20 protein-coding genes, 2 rRNA genes and 1 pseudogene are annotated in these 21462 nt (G+C 39.1%); 22 read left to right on the forward strand and 1 reads right to left on the reverse strand.

Annotated elements, in window-relative coordinates; translation table 11 throughout:
• The first annotated feature begins 39 nt into the window (after positions 1–39).
• The 12 genes and pseudogenes from LO754_RS00230 (at position 40) to rsmI (ending at position 11265) form a co-directional block, all read left to right on the forward strand.
• Positions 40–2962 (forward strand): 23S ribosomal RNA (locus LO754_RS00230).
• Positions 2963–3147: 185 nt separating this feature from the next.
• Positions 3148–3263: ribosomal RNA gene (gene rrf, locus LO754_RS00235) — 5S ribosomal RNA — on the forward strand.
• Positions 3264–3759: 496 nt separating this feature from the next.
• Positions 3760–5184, forward strand: coding sequence for an aminotransferase class I/II-fold pyridoxal phosphate-dependent enzyme (locus LO754_RS00240; protein WP_024362570.1), 1425 nt, complete (start codon positions 3760–3762; stop codon positions 5182–5184).
• A gap of 17 nt (positions 5185–5201) precedes the next feature.
• Positions 5202–5831, forward strand: a pseudogene (gene tmk / locus LO754_RS00245) (dTMP kinase).
• A gap of 281 nt (positions 5832–6112) precedes the next feature.
• Positions 6113–6442: a cyclic-di-AMP receptor gene (locus LO754_RS00250; RefSeq protein ID WP_024362572.1), complete on the forward strand. Its 330-nt coding sequence runs from the start codon at positions 6113–6115 to the stop codon at positions 6440–6442.
• Positions 6443–6537: 95 nt separating this feature from the next.
• Positions 6538–6978 carry a YaaR family protein gene (locus LO754_RS00255; RefSeq protein WP_024362573.1) on the forward strand — a complete coding sequence of 147 codons (441 nt, stop codon included), beginning with the start codon at positions 6538–6540 and terminating at the stop codon, positions 6976–6978.
• A 158-nt stretch (positions 6979–7136) separates the two neighbouring features.
• Complete coding sequence (gene holB / locus LO754_RS00260) at positions 7137–8141, forward strand: DNA polymerase III subunit delta' (protein WP_024362574.1); 1005 nt, start codon at positions 7137–7139, stop codon at positions 8139–8141.
• Positions 8134–8949: a PSP1 domain-containing protein gene (locus LO754_RS00265; protein WP_231785363.1), complete on the forward strand. Its 816-nt coding sequence runs from the start codon at positions 8134–8136 to the stop codon at positions 8947–8949. The genes holB and LO754_RS00265 overlap by 8 nt, the downstream gene beginning before the upstream one ends.
• Before the next feature lie 27 nt (positions 8950–8976).
• Positions 8977–9333, forward strand: coding sequence for a DNA replication initiation control protein YabA (yabA, locus tag LO754_RS00270; protein ID WP_024362576.1), 357 nt, complete (start codon positions 8977–8979; stop codon positions 9331–9333).
• 63 nt (positions 9334–9396) lie between these two features.
• Complete coding sequence (locus LO754_RS00275) at positions 9397–10146, forward strand: tRNA1(Val) (adenine(37)-N6)-methyltransferase (protein WP_024362577.1); 750 nt, start codon at positions 9397–9399, stop codon at positions 10144–10146.
• Entirely contained in the window at positions 10130–10393 is a 264-nt protein-coding gene (locus LO754_RS00280) for a GIY-YIG nuclease family protein (RefSeq protein WP_024362578.1), read from the forward strand. Before LO754_RS00275 ends, LO754_RS00280 begins: the two co-directional genes overlap by 17 nt.
• Positions 10390–11265: a 16S rRNA (cytidine(1402)-2'-O)-methyltransferase gene (rsmI, locus tag LO754_RS00285; RefSeq protein ID WP_231785364.1), complete on the forward strand. Its 876-nt coding sequence runs from the start codon at positions 10390–10392 to the stop codon at positions 11263–11265. Before LO754_RS00280 ends, rsmI begins: the two co-directional genes overlap by 4 nt.
• 269 nt (positions 11266–11534) lie before the next feature.
• Here rsmI and abrB read toward each other — a convergent pair whose 3' ends face one another.
• A complete protein-coding gene (abrB, locus tag LO754_RS00290; protein WP_024362580.1) occupies positions 11535–11813 on the reverse strand; it encodes a transition state genes transcriptional regulator AbrB in 279 nt (92 codons plus the stop codon).
• 347 nt (positions 11814–12160) lie between these two features.
• Here abrB and metG point away from each other — a divergent pair, with 347 nt between their 5' ends.
• The 10 genes from metG (at position 12161) to LO754_RS00340 (ending at position 21168) form a co-directional block, all read left to right on the forward strand.
• The gene (gene metG, locus LO754_RS00295) at positions 12161–14137 is read left to right on the forward strand and encodes a methionine--tRNA ligase (RefSeq protein WP_024362581.1); all 1977 of its coding nucleotides are present in this window, start codon (positions 12161–12163) and stop codon (positions 14135–14137) included.
• Between the two features lie 253 nt (positions 14138–14390).
• A complete protein-coding gene (locus LO754_RS00300) occupies positions 14391–15161 on the forward strand; it encodes a TatD family hydrolase (RefSeq protein ID WP_024362582.1) in 771 nt (256 codons plus the stop codon).
• A 135-nt stretch (positions 15162–15296) separates the two neighbouring features.
• A complete protein-coding gene (locus tag LO754_RS00305; protein ID WP_024362583.1) occupies positions 15297–16508 on the forward strand; it encodes a resuscitation-promoting factor in 1212 nt (403 codons plus the stop codon).
• 168 nt (positions 16509–16676) lie between these two features.
• Positions 16677–17243, forward strand: coding sequence for a ribonuclease M5 (gene rnmV / locus LO754_RS00310; RefSeq protein ID WP_024362584.1), 567 nt, complete (start codon positions 16677–16679; stop codon positions 17241–17243).
• A complete protein-coding gene (rsmA, locus tag LO754_RS00315; RefSeq protein WP_025218327.1) occupies positions 17236–18117 on the forward strand; it encodes a 16S rRNA (adenine(1518)-N(6)/adenine(1519)-N(6))-dimethyltransferase RsmA in 882 nt (293 codons plus the stop codon). The genes rnmV and rsmA overlap by 8 nt, the downstream gene beginning before the upstream one ends.
• 156 nt (positions 18118–18273) lie before the next feature.
• On the forward strand, positions 18274–18534 hold the full coding sequence (gene veg, locus LO754_RS00320) for a biofilm formation stimulator Veg (RefSeq protein ID WP_024362586.1): 261 nt from the start codon (positions 18274–18276) through the stop codon (positions 18532–18534).
• Between the two features lie 114 nt (positions 18535–18648).
• The gene (locus LO754_RS00325; protein WP_004229193.1) at positions 18649–18828 is read left to right on the forward strand and encodes a small, acid-soluble spore protein, alpha/beta type; all 180 of its coding nucleotides are present in this window, start codon (positions 18649–18651) and stop codon (positions 18826–18828) included.
• A gap of 211 nt (positions 18829–19039) precedes the next feature.
• Positions 19040–19906, forward strand: coding sequence for a 4-(cytidine 5'-diphospho)-2-C-methyl-D-erythritol kinase (ispE, locus tag LO754_RS00330; RefSeq protein WP_024362587.1), 867 nt, complete (start codon positions 19040–19042; stop codon positions 19904–19906).
• Between the two features lie 56 nt (positions 19907–19962).
• A complete protein-coding gene (gene purR / locus LO754_RS00335) occupies positions 19963–20790 on the forward strand; it encodes a pur operon repressor (RefSeq protein WP_024362588.1) in 828 nt (275 codons plus the stop codon).
• Positions 20791–20793: 3 nt separating this feature from the next.
• A complete protein-coding gene (locus tag LO754_RS00340) occupies positions 20794–21168 on the forward strand; it encodes a RidA family protein (protein WP_231785365.1) in 375 nt (124 codons plus the stop codon).
• Positions 21169–21462: the final 294 nt, after the last annotated feature.

Consider the following 21462-nt stretch of genomic DNA (forward strand, 5'->3'; position numbering starts at 1 on the left):
CACATTTATTTTTTAAGTTTTTTATAGGCTTAATAACTAGGTTAAGTTATTAAGGGCGCACGGCGAATGCCTTGGCACTAGGAGCCGAAGAAGGACGGCACTAACACCGATATGCTTCGGGGAGCTGTAAGTGAGCTTTGATCCGGAGATTTCCGAATGGGGGAACCCACTACGTTTAATCGCGTAGTATCTTGACGTGAATACATAGCGTCTTGAAGGCAGACCCAGGGAACTGAAACATCTAAGTACCTGGAGGAAGAGAAAGAAAAATCGATTCCCTGAGTAGCGGCGAGCGAAACGGGAAGAGCCCAAACCAAGAGGCTTGCCTCTTGGGGTTGTAGGACACTCTATACGGAGTTACAAAGGAATGAGTTAGATGAAGCGACTTGGAAAGGTCCGCCAGAGCAGGTAAAAGCCCTGTAGTCGAAAGTTCGTTCCCTCCAGAGTGGATCCTGAGTACGGCGGAACACGTGAAATTCCGTCGGAATCCGGGAGGACCATCTCCCAAGGCTAAATACTACCTAGTGACCGATAGTGAACCAGTACCGTGAGGGAAAGGTGAAAAGCACCCCGGAAGGGGAGTGAAAGAGATCCTGAAACCGTGTGCCTACAAGTAGTTAGAGCCCGTTAATGGGTGATAGCGTGCCTTTTGTAGAATGAACCGGCGAGTTACGATTACGTGCGAGGTTAAGCTTTAGAAGGCGGAGCCGCAGCGAAAGCGAGTCTGAATAGGGCGAATTAGTACGTGGTCGTAGACCCGAAACCAGGTGATCTACCCATGTCCAGGGTGAAGGTGAGGTAACACTTACTGGAGGCCGAACCCACGCACGTTGAAAAGTGCGGGGATGAGGTGTGGGTAGCGGAGAAATTCCAATCGAACTTGGAGATAGCTGGTTCTCTCCGAAATAGCTTTAGGGCTAGCCTCGTGATGAGAATACTGGAGGTAGAGCACTGTTTGGACTAGGGGCCATCCCGGTTTACCGAATTCAGACAAACTCCGAATGCCAGATATTTATACACGGGAGTCAGACTGCGAGTGATAAGATCCGTAGTCAAAAGGGAAACAGCCCAGACCACCAGCTAAGGTCCCAAAGTAATCGTTAAGTGGAAAAGGATGTGGCGTTGCACAGACAACCAGGATGTTGGCTTAGAAGCAGCCATCATTTAAAGAGTGCGTAATAGCTCACTGGTCGAGTGACGCTGCGCCGAAAATGTATCGGGGCTAAACGATTCACCGAAGCTGTGGATTGACATCTACGATGTCAGTGGTAGGAGAGCGTTCTAAGTGCGTTGAAGTCAGACCGGAAGGACTGGTGGAGCGCTTAGAAGTGAGAATGCCGGTATGAGTAGCGAAAGACGGGTGAGAATCCCGTCCACCGTATGACTAAGGTTTCCTGAGGAAGGCTCGTCCGCTCAGGGTTAGTCGGGACCTAAGCCGAGGTAGATAGGCGTAGGCGATGGACAACAGGTTGATATTCCTGTACCACCTCCTCACCGTTTGAGAAATGGGGGGACGCAGTAGGATAGGGTAAGCGCGCCGTTGGTTGTGCGCGTCCAAGCAGTAAGGCGTGTGTGTAGGCAAATCCGCACACTGTAACGTTGAGCTGTGATGGCGAGTCCGTATGGACGAAGTTCCTGATTTCACACTGCCAAGAAAAGCCTCTATCGAGGTGAGAGGTGCCCGTACCGCAAACCGACACAGGTAGTCGAGGAGAGAATCCTAAGGTGTGCGAGAGAACTCTCGTTAAGGAACTCGGCAAAATGACCCCGTAACTTCGGGAGAAGGGGTGCTCTTGAGCGTGCAAGCGCATGAGAGCCGCAGTGAATAGGCCAGGCGACTGTTTAGCAAAAACACAGGTCTCTGCAAAACCGTAAGGTGACGTATAGGGGCTGACGCCTGCCCGGTGCTGGAAGGTTAAGAGGAGTGGTTAGCGCAAGCGAAGCTGCGAATTGAAGCCCCAGTAAACGGCGCCGTAACTATAACGGTCCTAAGGTAGCGAAATTCCTTGTCGGGTAAGTTCCGACCCGCACGAAAGGCGTAACGATCTGGGCACTGTCTCAACGAGAGACTCGGTGAAATTATAGTACCTGTGAAGATGCAGGTTACCCGCGACAGGACGGAAAGACCCCGTGGAGCTTTACTGTAGCCTGATATTGAATTTTGGTACAACTTGTACAGGATAGGTAGGAGCCAGAGATCTCGGAGCGCCAGCTTCGAAGGAGGCGTCGGTGGGATACTACCCTGGTTGTATTGAAATTCTAACCCATGCCCCTTAGCGGGGCAGGAGACAGTGTCAGGCGGACAGTTTGACTGGGGCGGTCGCCTCCTAAAAGGTAACGGAGGCGCCCAAAGGTTCCCTCAGAATGGTTGGAAATCATTCGTAGAGTGTAAAGGCACAAGGGAGCTTGACTGCGAGACCTACAAGTCGAGCAGGGTCGAAAGACGGGCTTAGTGATCCGGTGGTTCCGCATGGAAGGTACCATCGCTCAACGGATAAAAGCTACCCCGGGGATAACAGGCTTATCTCCCCAAGAGTCCACATCGACGGGGAGGTTTGGCACCTCGATGTCGGCTCATCGCATCCTGGGGCTGTAGTCGGTCCCAAGGGTTGGGCTGTTCGCCCATTAAAGCGGTACGCGAGCTGGGTTCAGAACGTCGTGAGACAGTTCGGTCCCTATCCGTCGTGGGCGTAGGAAATTTGAGAGGAGCTGTCCTTAGTACGAGAGGACCGGGATGGACACACCGCTGGTGTACCAGTTGTCTTGCCAAAGGCATCGCTGGGTAGCTATGTGTGGACGGGATAAGTGCTGAAAGCATCTAAGCATGAAGCCCCCTCAAGATGAGATTTCCCATTACGCAAGTAAGTAAGATCCCTCAAAGACGATGAGGTAGATAGGTTCGAGGTGGAAGTGTGGTGACACATGGAGCTGACGAATACTAATCGATCGAGGACTTAACCAAAAAGTTTGAAACATTCAATGCACCGTTTATCCAGTTTTGAAAGAACAACCTTTCATAAAAGGGTTACAAGATACGAGTAGTTCGCGGAAGCGATTGAGAGAAGGAAGGAGCGTACGTCTGTACGTGACTGACTGAACGAATGAAGCTGACAAAGAAATACGATGTATATTGAAAGCCGTAAATAGTCTAGTGATGATGGCAAAGAGGTCACACCCGTTCCCATACCGAACACGGAAGTTAAGCTCTTTAGCGCCGATGGTAGTTGGGGGCTTCCCCCTGTGAGAGTAGGACGTCGCTAGGCAACTTAAAAAGACCGAAGAGAAATCTTCAGTCTTTTTTTATTTGAAATCCTAACGTATCCAAAGCGCTAAAGAAACAATCACACATTGTAATATCATGATTAGTTGCTTAGCCCAAAAAGTATGAGCATGTGTATCGTTAACCTGAGAAAACTATTGGAGAATGGGTGACATCATACATCAATAGAGACGGTAAGAAATAGATAGAGGTATTGTAAATGGTGAAAGTGATGAAAAAGAGATACTTAAAGAATTTGCTATATTGAGAGGGGCCATTCTTTTTTAGGAATAAGAGAGAAGTTTCTGCATTTTGCTGTCCCAACTAAATTATTGGTACTTTTTGAATCGTTGTAGCAGTTGGAATGAAAACCAAATGCTGTTTTATGGTTATTCTTGCATCTTAAATCTTAAGCTATCCTATTTTATAGGATAGCTTTTTTATCGTGCCATAATCCCGTATAATTAAAGAATATAATAAACGAAAAAGGGTGTCTTGTTTTGCAAAAGAAAAAGCCAATTGTAGAAGGTTTAGAGCGTTTTCGACAACAACAAAATATATCCTTTCATGTACCAGGGCATAAACATGGAGAATTTTCTCGCTTACCACAGGCTTTTAAAGATGTTATGCGCTACGATGTAACAGAGTTAACAGGAATGGATGACTTGCACTATCCTGAGGGAATGATATTAGAGGCTGAAAATTTACTAGCTGAAACATATGGTGCGACGAAAAGCTTTTTTTTAGTAGGTGGCTCAACAGTTGGGAATTTAGCGATGATATATGCTACATGTAAAAGAGGCGATACGATCATTGTACAACGTAATGCTCATAAATCTATTTTTCATGCAATTGAGCTTGTTGGAGCAAAGGCTGTTTATGTTTCTCCACTTTGGGACGACCGAACATTAACTGCAACACATGTTTCCTATCACGATCTAAAACAGGCAGTTGATGAGTATCCAGACGTTAAGGCAGTGGTTTTAACGTATCCAACATATTACGGTATGATATCTAAAGAACTATCGCAGCAAATAGCATATTGTCATGAAAAAAACATTCCCGTTTTAGTAGATGAAGCGCACGGGGCTCATTTTAATGCTTGTTCTTTATTCCAGCCATCTGCTTTAACCTTCGGCGCGGATGTTGTTGTGCAGTCAGCGCACAAAACATTGCCCGCTATGACCATGGCTTCTTTTATGCATGTGAACTCACAATTAGTGAATGTTGATAGTATCCATCACTATTTACGCATGTTACAATCCAGCAGTCCATCTTATATATTGTTAGCTTCTTTGGATGATGCACGCTATTATATACAGACATATATGGAGAGCGATGGTGCATATATAATAGAGAAAAAAAATCAATGGGTCGATGCATTACGTTCAATTGGTTCGCTTGAAGTCATCGAGGTAGATGACCCTATAAAGTTATTGCTTCGTGTTAAAGGTTATAGTGGCTATCAACTACAGGAAGCATTAGAAGCGAAGCAGGTATATGCAGAGCTTGCCGATGCTCATCAGGTATTACTTGTATTGCCACTTTTAAAACAAGGGTATAGCTTTCCATTTGCAGAGATTCGTGTTCGTATAAAAGAGGCTGTGACAGCATTATTAAACACTGAAAAAACAGAAATACAAGCCGTTTCGCACAATGCCTATAGTTTCACGGCTATTACGGAACCAGCATATTCATTTGATGAAATTGCAAATATGAAGAAGGAATGGCTACCCTACATGCGGACAATGGGACGTACGGCTGCAAGTATGATTATTCCTTACCCTCCTGGCATCCCATTACTCGTTCCAGGAGAAAAAATTACGGTGGCTAAACTAAGTCAGTTAGAGGAATTACTTGCAACAGGTGCAACATTTCAAGGAAATCACAGGTTAGAGGAAAAAATGATCGAGGTCATTAAATAGTTGGAGGCAATAACAGCATGAATTGCAATTTATTTATTACATTTGAAGGTCCAGAAGGTGCCGGGAAAACAACCATAATTAAAAAAATAGCTGAACGATTAGCACAAGAAAATATAGATGTTTTAGCAACGAGAGAACCTGGAGGCATTGAAATCGCCGAAAAAATTCGAACAATCATTTTAAATCCCGCGCACACAGCAATGGATGAACGGACGGAAGCATTGTTGTACGCAGCAGCGAGAAGTCAGCATTACTTTGAAAAAGTACGTCCTGCTTTAGATGCTGGGAAAATGGTTATTTGTGATCGATTTATTGATTCATCGTTAGCTTACCAAGGATATGCACGTGGCATCGGTGTAGATGAAGTACTATCAATTAATGAATTTGCAATTGGGAAAAAATTACCCGATTTAACTATCCTATTTGATATTTCACCAGAGGTTGGTTTAGCGCGTATACACGCACATGGGGATCGTGAAGTAAACCGCCTTGATGTTGAAAGCTAGGCCTTTCATCAAAAGGTGCGTGAGGGATATTTACAATTAGTAAAACGATATCCAGAACGTATAAGAGTTATTAATGCCGACCAAAGTATGGAGCATGTAGTTGAAGATGTATGGGCAATAGTGTATAAGGCAATGCAGTAAAAACATGAAGTTAACTACCATATTGTGATATAATGGTAACATCTGATGACCCATTTACTGCATCGGATAAAAGAAAACTTTACCTTATAAGTGCTAAGAAGAATGCAATGTGCCTACTTTCATCTAATACGCGTATAAACAAAGACAAATTGTCGCAAAGATTTTTTAACATAAATGTTGTTAGCGTCCTTTTCGTTCTAAGTGTGGATTGAAATTGTTAGTAGATGTTGCTGTTTTGAATAAATTCTATCAAGGCCAATTATATAAAGGGGTGAGTGCGAATGAAGTTAGTCGTAGCTGTTGTACAAGATCAGGATAGTAGCCGCTTATCGAATGCTTTAACGAAAAATCAGTTTCGCGCAACAAAATTAGCGAGTACAGGGGGTTTTTTACGCTCTGGTAATACGACGTTTCTAATTGGAACAGAAGACTCTCTCATACCCAAAGTTTTAGATATTATCCGTGATAATTGTCGAGCACGGGAACAATTGGTTGCACCCGTATCGCCATTAGGTGGTAATGCAGATTCCTATATCCCATATCCAGTGGAGGTAGAGGTAGGGGGCGCTACCGTCTTTGTTTTACCAATCGAACAATTTCACCACTTTTAACAGTATTTAATATTTAGTGAGCATTGCCAAACTGGCAGTAAAAATTCATAACTATAGATGACATTGATAATAAAGCAATTGGGGGCGAATGAAGCTTGAAGATCAATCAAGATATACGTGTCGGGATCAATACTAATCGTAAGGAGCCTCTACAAAATAATAATCAAAATAACCGATTTGGTGATATGGTCGTCAAGCAAGGCTCCAAATTGCAAACCGAACAACTAACACGATTGTTGGGGGATATTTCAACTGCTGGTGACCGTGTCGCAAGATCCCGTAATTTGCGAGAGCTTGCTCGTTTTAAAATGCTTGTGAAGCGTTTCTTACAGGAAACTGTAGAGCATGGTATGGAATTAAAACAATCGCATACATGGAATCGTTTTGGTGAAGGAAGACGATTGAAAATCATTGAGACAATTGATACGCGTCTTGTGGAGCTTGCACAAGATATTTTAGATGAAGAAAAGGAAGCGATTGACCTTCTTGACAAAATTGGCGAGATTAAAGGTCTATTAATTAATTTATATATGTAAAACCCGTGTCTTGTTCACTTGTAGGCGCGGGCTTTTTTCAAATTTGATCAGTAGGACTCCTTACTATCACAATTGGTAAAGCGTTGCTTCTACCAAAAATAAATTTACATGTACAAGTCCAAAAGGCTTTATAGATATAGGAAGGAATATAATAAAAAATGGCGAAGAATGTTGAAGAGCTTTTCACACTACAGCCAGTCGTAATGAAGCAGCTTCAAACGATTTTTGACAAAAATAGATTAGCCCATGCATACATTTTTGATGGCGAAAAAGGAACAGGGAAAGTGGATATTATGCATTTTTTTGTAAAATTAATGCTATGTGAACATCCACATGAAAATGTTCCATGTGAAACATGTCGAAATTGCAGACGTGTTGATTCGGGAAATCATCCGAATATTCACGAAATCTATCCGGAAGGTCAATTTATTAAAATTGATCAAATACGTGATCTTATTTCTGAGATGAAAATGATGGGTGTTGAGCAAGGACGTAAAATTTACGTTCTGCATCATGCGGATCGTTTAAATATAGCATCTGCTAATATGATTTTAAAATTTTTAGAGGAACCCGATGGAGAAGTTACGGCTATTTTGTTAACAGAGCAGATGCAATCAATATTACCTACTATTCGTTCGCGCTGTCAGCATATTAAGTTTCAAAAGATGCCGCGTCAATTGTTGTTAAAGCATTTGCAAGAAAATGACGTTCCCCACTCCATGGCTTCTACGGTTAGCATGATGACGAACGAGCTCGAAACCGCTATTTTTTTAGCAAAAGATGAGCAGTTTGCACAGGCTCGAAAAACAGTGTTAAAATTAGTAGAGGCAATTCGCCAAAATGTACATGAAGCTATGATAGTTGTACATGAGGAATGGTTGCCACTATTTAAGGAAAAAAGCGAAATGGAGCAAGCATTGGATTTACTACTATTTGCTTACCGTGATATAGTGTCAATAAAAGCTAATCCCGAAGCAGCTTGTACTTATCCAGACATGTTACAGACTTTTAAAGAAGCTGCGTTACATTCGACTTTTGAACGCCTATCTAGTCAAATGGAGTCCATTTTACAGGCGCGTGCATCTTTACAGCGTAACATGAATAGGACGTTATTGATGGAGCAGCTAATGCTAAATCTGCAGGAGGGATATACATTTGTATAATGTAGTAGGAATCCGCTTTAAAAAGGCGGGTAAAATATATTATTTCGATCCAGCATCATTTCTACTAGAGGACAGTCAATATGTCATTGTAGAGACAGCTCGTGGTGTAGAATACGGGAAAGTAGTTGTCCCTCAAAAAGTAGTAGGGGAAAATGATGTCGTATTGCCACTTAAACAAGTACTACGACCAGCAGATGAACGTGATCGTATTCAAGTTGAAGAAAATGCGATAGAGTCAAAACGTGCATTTGAGCTAGCAAATGCAAAAATTATAGAACATAAACTAGAGATGAAACTTGTTGATGTTGAATATACATTTGATCGCAATAAAATAATCTTTTACTTTACGGCAGAAGGTCGTGTTGACTTCAGGGATTTAGTAAAAGATTTAGCATCTGTTTTTAGAACGCGTATCGAGCTCCGCCAAATTGGTGTTCGAGATGAAGCAAAATTATTAGGTGGTATTGGTCCTTGTGGCCGAATGCTATGCTGTTCAACATTTTTAGGTGATTTTGATCCGGTGTCTATTAAAATGGCAAAAGATCAGAATTTATCTTTAAACCCATCTAAAATATCTGGGTTATGTGGTCGTTTAATGTGCTGCTTGAAGTATGAAAACGATGAATACGAAGAAGCAAAAGAGGGTATGCCGGATATTGGTGAAATGACAATGACACCAGATGGCAGTGGGAGAGTTGTTGGTTTAAATGTGCTAGAGAGACTTATTCAAGTATATTTACAGGAGCAAGAGCGCACGGTTGAGTATACGCTCGAAGAACTGCTAGCATGCGAAAAAAATCTTATATAAGATAGAGAATTTAACGAGGTGGCTTGGGTGAAGGACCGTAATTTCTTAGATACCGTTATGGAGTTCGAACAACAGCTCGAAGCAATGCAGGCGCAATTTGGTGCATTGAAGCAATTTGTAGCGTTAATGATGGAAGAACATAAGGCACTCGAAACAGAAAATCATCACCTTCGTACACGTCTAGAAGAACTACTTTCTAAAGAGAACACCGTACAGGCTACAGATGAGAAGAAAGAGAATCCATTAGATATTGGCGAGGGATATGATAACTTAGCACGTCTATACCAAGAGGGCTTCCACGTTTGTCATGTTCATTTTGGAAGTTCACGTAAAGGTGAAGATTGTCTGTTTTGTCTATCATTTTTAAATAAGCAAAATGTGTAATATAAGACTGATTCCCGCTTCGGTGGTATCAGTCTTTTGTTTTGTATAGTAGGAGGAAGGCTCATGGAAAATTGGTTGAAGGATGATGAAAGGTTAGATTATTTGTTGGCAGAGAATTTACGTATTATTCAAAGCCCATCTGTCTTTTCTTTCTCATTGGATGCAGTGTTACTTTCGAAATTTGTCAATGTACCTTATCATAAAGGGGAAATAGTGGATTTATGCTCAGGCAATGGTGTTATTCCGTTATTTTTAAGTGCTAGAACGAAAGGGCATATTACGGGTGTAGAATTACAGCCTCGTTTATTTGATATGGCAGAGCGAAGTATTCGGTATAATAACCTAGCGCAACAAATCAATATGGTACTTGGGGATGTAAAGGAAATTCCATCTCAATTAGGAATAGAAAAATATGATGTAGTGACTTGTAATCCGCCATATTTTTTAGCGCATGAAGCAAGTGATAAAAATTTATCCGAACATTACGCGATAGCACGACATGAGTTACATTTAACACTCGATGAAGCAGTGCAATCGGCAAGTAGATTATTAAAACAAGGTGGAAAAGCAGCATTTGTACATCGCCCTGGTCGCTTATTGGATATTGTCACAGCTATGCGAGCAAATCGATTAGAACCAAAACGCATGCAACTGATTTATCCGAAAGTAGGGAAGGAAGCCAATACTTTATTAATAGAAGCAATAAAGGATGGTAAACCAGATTTGAAAATATTACCCCCACTGTATGTCTATGATTCAAATAATGAATATACAGCCGAAGTGAGAGCAATGCTTTATGGACAAAACGAATAGTCATTTCTTTTATGTGTTAGAATGTGCGGACAAGACTTATTACGCAGGTTATACAAATAATGTAGAAAAACGTGTTGCCGCACATAATGCAGGAAAAGGTGCCAAATATACACGGGCTAGAGGACCAGTTGAATGTATTTATGTCGAAGCTTTCGACACAAAACAAGAAGCGATGCGGGCAGAATATGCTTTTAAGCAGTTAACACGGGCGCAAAAAACGAACTATATAGGGAGGGATAAATCGTGAAATCACAAAAAAGTACGATGCACGATCATCAAGGACATTTATATCTTGTAGCAACACCCATTGGCAATTTAGAGGATATGAGTGTACGTGCACTACGTATTTTAAAGGAAGCGGATGTGATCGCTGCTGAAGATACACGGAATACAAAGAAGCTTTGCAACTATTTTGATATTGAAACACCACTTGTAAGTTATCACGAACATAATATTGATGCCGGGGGAGAGAAGTTACTAAGTTTTTTACGTCAAGGAAAGACAGTGGCATTAGTAAGTGATGCTGGTTTACCTTGTATTTCGGACCCAGGGGCAGATATTGTGAGTAAGGCAATTGCCGAAGGAATAGCTGTAGTACCAATTCCAGGTGCAAATGCCGCAATTTCTGCTTTAATTGCTTCTGGTTTAACACCACAACCCTTTTTCTTTTACGGGTTTTTAAATCGTGGAAAAAAAGAGAGACGACAACAATTAGAGCAATTAAAAAAAAGACAAGAAACCATCTTATTTTACGAGGCTCCCCATCGTTTAAAAGAAACACTAAAGGATATGGAATTAATTCTTGGTAATCGCCGCATTGTGCTGGCGCGTGAACTGACAAAAAAATTCGAGGAGTTTCTTCGTGGTACTATATCAGAAGCGATGGAATGGTCTCAAACCGAAGAAATCCGTGGAGAATTTTGTATTGTTTTAGAAGGAAATCAAAATGCAGAAGAAGATATGCAAGAAGATGTATATTGGATTGACATGAATGTTGTGGAACATGTCGATTATATTATTGCCGAATCAGGCGTTACTTCTAAGGAAGCAATAAAAGAGGTAGCGAAACTGCGCCAAGTAGCGAAGCGTGATATTTATAACGAATACCATAGTGAGTGAGTATGAAAAGGTTGTCTCCACGGAGGCAATCTTTTTTATTCGCAATAAACAATATTTACCAAATTATAACGATTGAGAATGATTATCCTTATTAAAATGCAAATGTTTAAATTGATAATAATTGTAAAAGCGAGTAATCTTATTAAAAGAGGTCTGACATGGACATTATATGGGAAGTATATATAATACTTTACCATTATAAAAAGAAATTTTTATTAAATAATAAAAACACCTAAACCGCTGTTGTCGATTTAGGTGCAGGAAAGGGTTTATTTTTTTAAGCTAGATTGGATTTCTTTCATCAGCATTTCTGCGCCTTCAGGGCTTAAAATTAATTTGCCTCCAACTAGACGGAAGTTATCATCAGAAACTTCACCAGTAACAGCACAAGTCATGTTTGGCATATATTTTTTTAGGATGATTTTGTCATCATCTACGTAGATTTCTAAAGCGTCCTTTTCAGCGATACCTAATGTACGACGAAGTTCGATTGGAATTACCACACGACCTAATTCATCGACTTTACGAACAATACCTGTTGATTTCATAATTATTTTTCCTCCTATAAGTAAAAGTTATATTTGTGTTTCGTCAAATTTCGACATAATTTCCTTGTCTGATAGTTATCATACCAAGTAATGCCATAAACGTCAATTAATTAATACAGTAATTATTTCTTGTTTGTAAAAATTTTTGAGGAGAAAACTGTTATTTGTACGTTTTTAAAAGGTTTTTATTATAGATTTTATTTTATAGTAAAAAAGCTTCTTATAAAAGACATTAAATGGATTAATATAATATTCGACATTTTTCGCATTCGATAAACTTTCATTGAAACGAATTTCGTACTTCGATAGAATAGATATTATACTGTGAAACATTGGAGGCAGTTCTCGTGAGCGAACAAAACAAAACATTCTATATAACAACCCCGATTTACTATCCAAGTGGAAAATTTCATATTGGTACTGCGTATACGACAGTAGCGTCTGATACGATTGCACGTTACAAACGTTTACGTGGCTATGATGTACGTTTCTTAACTGGGATGGACGAGCACGGACAAAAGATTCAAGAAAAAGCTGCAGAAGCTGGCAAGCATCCTCAAGAATATGTAAATGAGATTGCCGAGGCAGCGAAAAAACTTTGGGCATTAATGGATATTTCTTATGATGATTTCATTCAAACAACGGAAGAACGTCATAAGAAAACTGTCGAAAAGATTTTCCAAAAGTTTTTAGACAACGGCGATATTTATAAAGGTGAGTATGAAGGGTGGTACTGTACCCCTTGTGAGTCATTCTTTACTGAAACGCAATTAGAAGATGGAAAGTGTCCAGACTGTGGTCGCGCTGTACACAAAGTTAAAGAAGAATCTTACTTCTTTAATATGAAGAAATACGCAGATCGCCTACTCGCTTATTATGAAGAAAATTTAGAATTCATCGAACCGGAATCTCGTAAAAACGAAATGATTAATAACTTTATTAAACCAGGGCTTGAAGATTTATCAGTTTCACGAACTTCATTTGATTGGGGCATTAAAGTACCGGGAGATCCAAAACACGTAATTTACGTTTGGGTAGATGCGTTAACAAATTATATTACCTCTTTAGGTTACTTATCAGAAGATGAAACGTTATTTAATAAATATTGGCCAGCCGATGTACATGTTGTAGGAAAAGATATCGTACGTTTCCATACAATCTATTGGCCGATATTCTTAATGGCTCTTGATTTACCATTACCTAAAAAAGTGTTCGCGCATGGATTTATTATGATGAAAGACGGAAAAATGTCGAAATCAAAAGGAAATGTTATCTATCCTGAAATGTTAATCGAACGTTATGGATTAGATGCAACACGTTACTTCCTATTAAGAGAGTTACCATTTGGCTCAGATGGCGTATTTTCACCAGAATCATTTGTGGAGCGAACAAATTTTGATTTAGCTAATGATTTAGGTAATTTATTAAACCGTACAATTTCTATGATTAATAAGTATTTTGATGGCAATATTCCTACAGAAAATCTTCAATCGACAGAATTTGATGAGGCATTAAAAGTGCATGCAGAAACTGTACGTATTAAATATGAAGAAAGTATGGAAAAAATGCAATTTAGTGTTGTATTAGCTGACCTTTGGACACTAGTATCTCGTACAAATAAATACATTGATGAAACACAGCCTTGGGTACTTGCAAAAGAAGAAGCAGATAAGCCAAAATTAGGGGCTGTTATGCGGAATTTGGCAGAGAGTTTACATCATATTGCCGTTATGTTACAACCATTTATGACATCTACACCGACACGCATATTGCAACAATTAGGATTAGACGACAAATTTTTATCATGGGAAACAATTGAAACATTCGGTAATACTATTCCAGCAAACATTAAAGTGGTAGAAAAAGGTACACCAATTTTCCCACGTTTAGATAGTGAAATTGAAATTACTTACATTCGTGAAGAAATGCGCGGCTCTGTAAAAACTTCTCAAGAAGAAGAACCAAGCACAGAATCAAAAGTTGTGGAAATTCCAGAAATTCCAGAAATATCTATTGATGATTTTATGAAAGTAGACTTACGTGTGGCAACGGTTACAGCATGTGAACCGATTCCGAAAGCGGATAAATTATTAAAGCTTCAAGTTGACCTTGGATATGAGCAACGCCAAGTAGTTTCGGGAATTGCTAAGTATTATACTGCGGAAGAGCTAGTCGGACAAAAAGTGATTGTTGTTGCAAATTTGAAACCTGTAAAATTACGTGGTGAATTATCACAAGGGATGATTTTAGCGGGTGAAAAAGATGGAATTTTAAAGCTAGCCTCTGTTGATCCAAAACTTGAAAATGGTGCAAAAGTAAAATAAAAAATGCAGTATGGCCTGTTGAGTAGAAAATATTCAGTAGGCCATTCTAAATTTGGACTATTATTCGGCTAAAAGTTATTTTACTATAACTTATGCAACGCGTAAATTGACGAATTTTAGGTACATGGTAATAGTTTTGCCGAATATTTATAAGTGTATTGTCACAATACTAATTTGTTTGTAACAAAATTGTAATGCAGATGAAAAATATGAAATAATAATCTTTAATAAAATCAAGGTTAGGGGAATGACAATGTTTATCGATACACATGTACATTTGAATGCAGAGCAGTATCAAGAAGACTTACAAGAAGTCATAGATCGAGCTCTTGAAGCAAAGGTTGAAACCATGGTAGTTGTAGGTTTTGATCGTAAAACGATTGAAAAAACAATGGAATTAGTAGAACAATACGATTTTATTTATGGTGTGATTGGTTGGCATCCAGTAGATGCTATTGATTGCACTGAAGAAGATTTACAATGGATTGAGGAATTGGCAGCACATCCTAAAGTCGTTGGAATTGGTGAAACAGGTTTAGATTATTACTGGGATAAATCACCAAAGGATGTTCAGCAAGCTCTTTTTCGCAAGCAAATTCATTTAGCGCAAAAAGTAAATTTACCAATTATCATTCATAATCGAGATGCGACAGCAGATGTTGTGGATATTTTACGTGAAGAGAATGCTGCTTCTGTTGGAGGCGTTATGCATTGCTATAGCGGAAGTGTAGAAACAGCACGTCAATGCATCGCAATGAATTTTATGATTAGTCTTGGCGGACCGGTGACTTTTAAAAATGCTCGCATGCCGAAAGAAGTAGCAACAGAGATACCTTTAGAGCACTTGATGATCGAAACAGACGCGCCATATCTAGCTCCACATCCTTATCGTGGTAAACGTAATGAACCAGCATTGGTGCCATTAGTTGCAGAAGAAATTGCACGTTTAAAAGAAATACCAATTGAGGAAGTTGCCAATGTAACGACTGCCAATGCAAAAAAATTTTTTAGGATTGACGTTTAACTAGCTAAAGTGCCTCCAATACTGTGTTTGCGGTTGGCTAAAATAGCATGGTCAAATTTTTTTGAAATACATTCGGGTTGACAGTGCTAAATCTAGTCCGTATAATCCAACTTTGTATTAAGGAGGCGTTTTTTCATGTCAAATAATTCCATGAAAAACTTGTTCTTAGGATCATTGAGGAGTAAGCAAACAGTGATAAGAATTGTTTCACTTGTCCTGTTTGTGTCAGTAATTTCATTCGTACTTTATCAAGGTACTAAAAAATCCGTAACGCTTAACGCTAACGGAGAAGCAATTGAAGTATCAACACATGCTAAAACTGTAGAAGAACTATTACAAAATCAAAATATAGACGTAGCAGCGCATGACAAAATATCACCCTCTCTGAATGCCAAAATTGTTAATGGTTTAGCAATTACTTGGGAACAGGCAAAAGAAGTAACAATTTCAGTTGATGGAAATCAGTCAAAAGTTTGGACAACTGAAAAACTAGTGAAAGACATTTTGAAGGAAGCAAATATCGAAGTATCAGAACATGATTCATTAGCGCAAGGTTTGGATACAGAAGTAGGAGCAGATAACAAAATCGATATTCAAAAAGCGTTTCAGGTAACGCTTGTCGATGGTTTAGAAAACAGACAAGTTTGGTCCACTTCGACTACGGTCGCTAACTTTTTAAAACAACAAGGAATTCAACTTAATGAATTCGATCGTGTCGAGAATAACCTGGAGGACGTTATCACTCCAGAGAGTAAAATCGCAGTAGTTCGCGTAGAAAAGGTTATCGATGTAGTGGAAGACTCTATTGATTTCGCAATTGAAAAGAAGCAAGATGCTTCTTTGCTTAAAGGAAAACAAAAAGTAGTCACGACGGGCGAGAAGGGTACAGTTTCTCGAACGTATGAAGTCGTGAAAGAAAACGGCAAAATTGTGGCAAAAAATTTACAATCTGAAAACGTCATAAAAGAGCCAAAGAAACAAGTAGTTGCTGTTGGTGCAAAAAAATTAGTAGCTAGCGCAACAACTGTGTCTCGTGGTTCAGCGGAGCCTGCTAGTGGGAAAGAATTTTATGTAACGGCAACAGCTTATACACCGTATTGTAAAGGCTGTTCAGGTACATCAGCTACTGGCATTAACTTGCGTTCAGGTTCTGGCTTAAAGGTAATCGCAGTAGATCCATCCGTTATTAAACTTGGCTCAAAGGTATGGGTTGAAGGCTATGGAACAGCTATTGCTGGGGATACTGGTGGTTCAATTAAGGGTAATAAGATCGATATACTTGTACAAACAGATGCTCAAGCCCGCAACTGGGGACGTAAGAAAGTGCGTATTAAAGTATTAAATTAAAAAAATTGTAAAATATAACAAAATGTTTTTCACTAAGCATTGGCTTTCCTGTATTGACTGGCGGGAAAGCTTTTTTCACGTATAGAACCGACTAATTTTGTATTTCTGTACAATCACACAGGGCAGTTGTAAAATGGTCTGAAGATAAGGTAGAAAAGAGGAGCCTTTTTGCAAATTCAAGAAGTCATTGTCGTTGAAGGAAAAGATGATACAACAGCCATTAAGCGAGCTGTTCAAGCAGATACTATTGAAACAAATGGATCTGCAATTTCAGAGGAGACGCTTAAACGAATTCAGCATGCACAGGATAAACGAGGAGTCATTGTGTTTACAGATCCTGATTATCCAGGACGGCGAATTCGAGCTATTATTGAGCAACATGTCTCAGGGGTAAAACATGCCTTTTTACCAAAATCAAAAACAATTGCAAAAAACGGTAAAGGTTTAGGCATTGAGCATGCGGCAGATGAGGATATTCGCGAAGCGTTAAGTCTTGTCTATACGCCAAATAACAATGAGCCCATTACCGATGATATTACGCTAGAAGATTTAATGACCGCTCGTTTAATCGGTCATCCATTGGCGAAAAGACGCCGTGATCGTCTAGGTGAAATATTGAATATTGGTGCAACAAATGGTAAACAACTTCATAAAAGATTGAAAATGTTTCAAATAACAGAACAGCAATTTGGTGCTGCTGTCGCACAGGTAGATCAGGAGGAAAATAATGCATAAGGATATTGCAACACCCATTCGAACACAGGAAATTTTAAAAAAATATGGATTTTCATTTAAAAAGAGCTTAGGTCAAAATTTTTTAATTGACCCGAACATTTTAAGAAACATTGTTAGTCATGCGAATTTGACAGAAAACAGTGGTGCAATTGAAGTAGGTCCAGGTATTGGCGCATTAACGGAGCATTTGGCACGCAGCGCAAAAAAGGTTGTATCGTTTGAAATCGATCAGCGTTTATTACCAGTACTAGCCGATACATTAAGTCCATATAATAATGTGTCTATCGTGCATTCCGATATTTTAAAAGCAGACGTTGCTAAAGTAATTGAGGAAGAAATGCCAGGTATTGAGGATATAATGGTTGTTGCTAATTTACCCTATTATGTTACGACGCCTATTTTAATGAAGTTGTTAAATGATCGTCTACCAATCCGTGGTTTTGTGGTGATGATGCAGAAAGAAGTAGCGGATCGTATTACAGCGAAACCAGGAACAAAAGAATATGGTTCATTATCGATTGCCATTCAGTATTACGTGAAAGCAGAAATTGCGATGACTGTACCGAAAACTGTTTTTATGCCACAACCAAATGTAGATTCAGCAGTTATTCGTCTTATTAAGCATGATGCGCCACCGGTTAATGTGATTGATGAGGATTTTCTTTTTGTTGTCACAAGAGCGTCATTTGTACAGCGTCGTAAAACCATCTTAAATAATTTACAATCGGGTTTACCAAATGGTAAGGCCAATAAAGATAAAATCATCGAGGCTTTAGAATCTGTAAATATTGAGCCAACTCGTCGTGGTGAAACACTTTCCATTCAAGAGTTTGGGAAGCTTGCAGATGCTCTTTATCCAACCTTTGCAAAGTAAAAAATTTTGTTACATTTTCATGTGATATGAAAAAAAAACGTATTTTTTCAAAAAAAATAAGTTGACAACATTTATGAAGGGCTGATAAAATATTATATTTTGTTGACATTTTTGGGCGTATCACTTATACTAGGTATTAGTGAGGTGTAAGCGAAAATGCCAAAAACTTTAGCGGACATTAAAAAGTCGTTGGATTGTCATTTGGGTAAACGTTTGCAGTTAAAAGCAAACGGTGGTCGCAAGAAAACGATCGAGTGTGCAGGGATATTGCGCGAAACATATCGTGCAATTTTTGTAGTTGAGCTTGATCAAGAAGACAATACGTGCAAACGCGTATCGTATAGCTACACAGATATTTTAACTGAGGCAGTAGAGATTACATTTTTAGACGAAGCAAAGGCTGCTGTCGCGAAATAGTTTCTAGTACTTATTTCTATATTTTGGAGCACTCATGTATGTCAAAAACTACATGAGTGCTTTTCGTTTTATCGGACATACTAATGTCGTCAGTTGTTACAAGGAGGAGTTTATATGCCTAGAAAAGGTATCATGTCACCTCGTTTAAAAGAAGAGATCGCCAAAGAACTTGGATTTTATGATGTTGTGCAAAAAGAAGGTTGGGGCGGCATTAAAGCTCGAGATGCTGGTAATATGGTGAAACGTGCCATTGAGATGGCGGAAAGAGCAAGCAGTGAACAAGAGCGTAAGTAGTCTACTTTGCCTAAAATAGGTTGCTTACATTTATTTACTTCATTTAGCTAGGGTTGCCTATGCTGAACACAACAAAACAACTGACGAGAGAGAACCGTTATAAAACGGTTCTTTTTTCAGTTTGCTTTCTCATTATGGTAAAATAAAATGAATTATCTTGCGCGAAAAATGAATGGCTGTTTCTGCGTGTAGTTATGAGGGAGGAAGTAAGATGCTTTATGTAAAGGCGCCTGCAAAAATTAATTTAACATTAGATGTTCTTTATAAACGACCAGATAATTATCACGAAGTGGAGATGGTCATGACGACTGTCGATTTGGCAGATCGTATTAGCTTAGAATCTCGAGAGGATGGAGTTATCGAAATTATTTCAACGGATAATTTCGTACCAAATGATCACCGCAACTTTGCTTATCAAGCAGCGCGTCTTATAAAAGATACATACGGCATTAGACAAGGTGTATCCATTACAATTGAAAAAGAAATACCGATCGCTGCAGGTCTTGCAGGAGGCAGTAGTGATGCAGCGGCGACACTAAAAGGCTTAAATGAACTTTGGAATTTAAACTTGTCCATAGATGAGTTAGCAGAGCTTGGTGCTAAAATCGGCTCTGATGTATCTTTTTGTGTATACGGAGGTACAGCGCTAGCAACTGGACGTGGAGAAAAAATTCAAGAATTACCTGCTCCGCCAAGCTGTTGGGTTGTATTAGCCAAGCCTAAAATAGGTGTATCGACAGCGGAAGTATATGGAGGATTGAAAGTTGAAGGACTTGAGCATCCAAATACAAAGCAAATGATTCAAGCGATTGAGACGGATAATTATGAACTATTATGTGCATCTTTAGGAAATGTTTTGGAAACTGTAACATTTAAGTTGCATCCAGAAGTTATTATGTTAAAAGAGCAGATGAGACGTTTTGGAGCAGATGCGACATTAATGAGCGGAAGCGGTCCCACGGTCTTTGGCCTTGTGGATAGTGAGGCTCGTGTAAGTCGGATTTACAATGGCTTACGAGGCTTTTGTGAAGAAGTATATGCTGTGCGCATTTTAGGGGAGCGAAATACGCTTGCTTAAAAACGCATATTTGTGTTAATTTTACCTATAAATATTCGTGTTTAGGAGAGGGTCGCATGAAATGGAAGCGTAGTGAACGACTAGTTGATATGACGTACTATTTACTAGAACATCCACATCAGCTGATCCCGCTAACTTATTTTTCAGAATTATATCAATCAGCAAAGTCTTCAATTAGCGAAGATTTAACGATTGTAAAAGAAACTTTCGAAGAAAAAGGAATCGGGTTATTGACAACAGTGCCAGGGGCTGCAGGTGGTGTGAAGTATATTCCTAAAATGTCCGAAGAGGAAGTTCGTTTAGTTATTCAGGATTTAAAAGCAGAACTTGAACATTCTGATCGTTTGTTACCTGGTGGCTATTTATTTATGACGGATTTACTGGGCAATCCAGATTTAATTAATCGAGTTGGTAAGGTCTTTGCATCTGCCTTTGCTGACCAACAAATTGATGTCATTATGACAGTGGCAACAAAGGGAATATCTATTGCCCATGCCATAGCAAGACACTTAAATGTACCGGTAGTAGTTGTTCGTAGAGACAGCAAAGTAACAGAAGGTTCTACAGTCAGCATAAACTACGTATCTGGTTCTTCTCGTAGAATTCAGACAATGGTATTATCAAAAAGAAGCATGAAGAGTGGACAGCGCGTACTGATTACCGATGATTTTATGAAGGTCGGAGGTACGATGAACGGTATGAAAAATCTACTAGAAGAGTTTGACTGTCAACTAGCAGGTATCGCGGTTCTTGTTGAAGCAGAGCATGCCGATGAAACTTTAGTAGATGATTACTATTCACTTGTAAAGCTTCATGAGGTAAATGAAAAAGATCGTACGATTGCATTAAGTGAAGGAAATTATTTTACAAAAAGGGAGAAATGACAAATGAATGTAGTATCTACAACAAATGCACCAGAAGCAATTGGACCATATGCACAAGGCATAATTGTAAATGGGATGTTTTATAGTTCAGGTCAAATTCCGCTTACTGCAACAGGGGAATTAGTAGAGGGTGATATCGCCGCTCAAACACACCAAGTCTTTGCTAATCTAAAGGCAGTCTTAGAGGCTGCTGGTTCATCATTAGACAATGTAGTAAAAACTACTGTCTTTATGAAGGATATGAATGACTTTGTGGCAATGAACGAAGTCTATGCTAGTCACTTTGGCGAACATAAGCCAGCTCGTTCGGCAGTGGAAGTAGCTCGTTTACCAAAAGATGTGAAAGTCGAAATAGAAGTAATAGCTGTTGTAAAATAAAATAAGCGCCCTTTAAAAGAACAATAACTCTTTTAAAGGGTTTTTTACTAATACTCACAATTTCTTTCGAGTGCCATTTTAAGTAGTTATCTTAGAAATCTAAAAAATTGTTTACTTAGAAAATGTAGCTTGATTACAGAAAAACATAAAAGATTCGTTAGTTTTCCAAAAATTTGACAAACTATTGTCAAATTTACGATGAACTAGAGAAAATATTATAGTGAATTAAAAATGAAGTATTCAAATTTTTTAGAAAATTTGTTAGACTATGAAAAGGAAAATATTCGGTAATAG

Source organism: Lysinibacillus sp. GJ-1, from assembly GCF_021166035.1.
Taxonomy (GTDB): Bacteria; Bacillota; Bacilli; order Bacillales_A; family Planococcaceae; genus Lysinibacillus; species Lysinibacillus sphaericus.

What these genes read in the sequence shown, in the direction of transcription:
- abrB (WP_024362580.1), bottom strand. Translation starts at nt 11,813, where the DNA reads ATGAAATCAACAGGTATTGTTCGTAAAGTCGATGAATTAGGTCGTGTG.
- LO754_RS00275 (WP_024362577.1), top strand. Translation starts at nt 9,397, where the DNA reads ATGGAAAATTGGTTGAAGGATGATGAAAGGTTAGATTATTTGTTGGCA.
- LO754_RS00280 (WP_024362578.1), top strand. Translation starts at nt 10,130, where the DNA reads ATGGACAAAACGAATAGTCATTTCTTTTATGTGTTAGAATGTGCGGAC.
- purR (WP_024362588.1), top strand. Translation starts at nt 19,963, where the DNA reads ATGAAATGGAAGCGTAGTGAACGACTAGTTGATATGACGTACTATTTA.
- rsmA (WP_025218327.1), top strand. Translation starts at nt 17,236, where the DNA reads ATGCATAAGGATATTGCAACACCCATTCGAACACAGGAAATTTTAAAA.
- LO754_RS00300 (WP_024362582.1), top strand. Translation starts at nt 14,391, where the DNA reads ATGTTTATCGATACACATGTACATTTGAATGCAGAGCAGTATCAAGAA.
- LO754_RS00305 (WP_024362583.1), top strand. Translation starts at nt 15,297, where the DNA reads ATGTCAAATAATTCCATGAAAAACTTGTTCTTAGGATCATTGAGGAGT.
- veg (WP_024362586.1), top strand. Translation starts at nt 18,274, where the DNA reads ATGCCAAAAACTTTAGCGGACATTAAAAAGTCGTTGGATTGTCATTTG.
- ispE (WP_024362587.1), top strand. Translation starts at nt 19,040, where the DNA reads ATGCTTTATGTAAAGGCGCCTGCAAAAATTAATTTAACATTAGATGTT.
- LO754_RS00250 (WP_024362572.1), top strand. Translation starts at nt 6,113, where the DNA reads ATGAAGTTAGTCGTAGCTGTTGTACAAGATCAGGATAGTAGCCGCTTA.
- LO754_RS00340 (WP_231785365.1), top strand. Translation starts at nt 20,794, where the DNA reads ATGAATGTAGTATCTACAACAAATGCACCAGAAGCAATTGGACCATAT.
- LO754_RS00325 (WP_004229193.1), top strand. Translation starts at nt 18,649, where the DNA reads ATGCCTAGAAAAGGTATCATGTCACCTCGTTTAAAAGAAGAGATCGCC.
- holB (WP_024362574.1), top strand. Translation starts at nt 7,137, where the DNA reads ATGGCGAAGAATGTTGAAGAGCTTTTCACACTACAGCCAGTCGTAATG.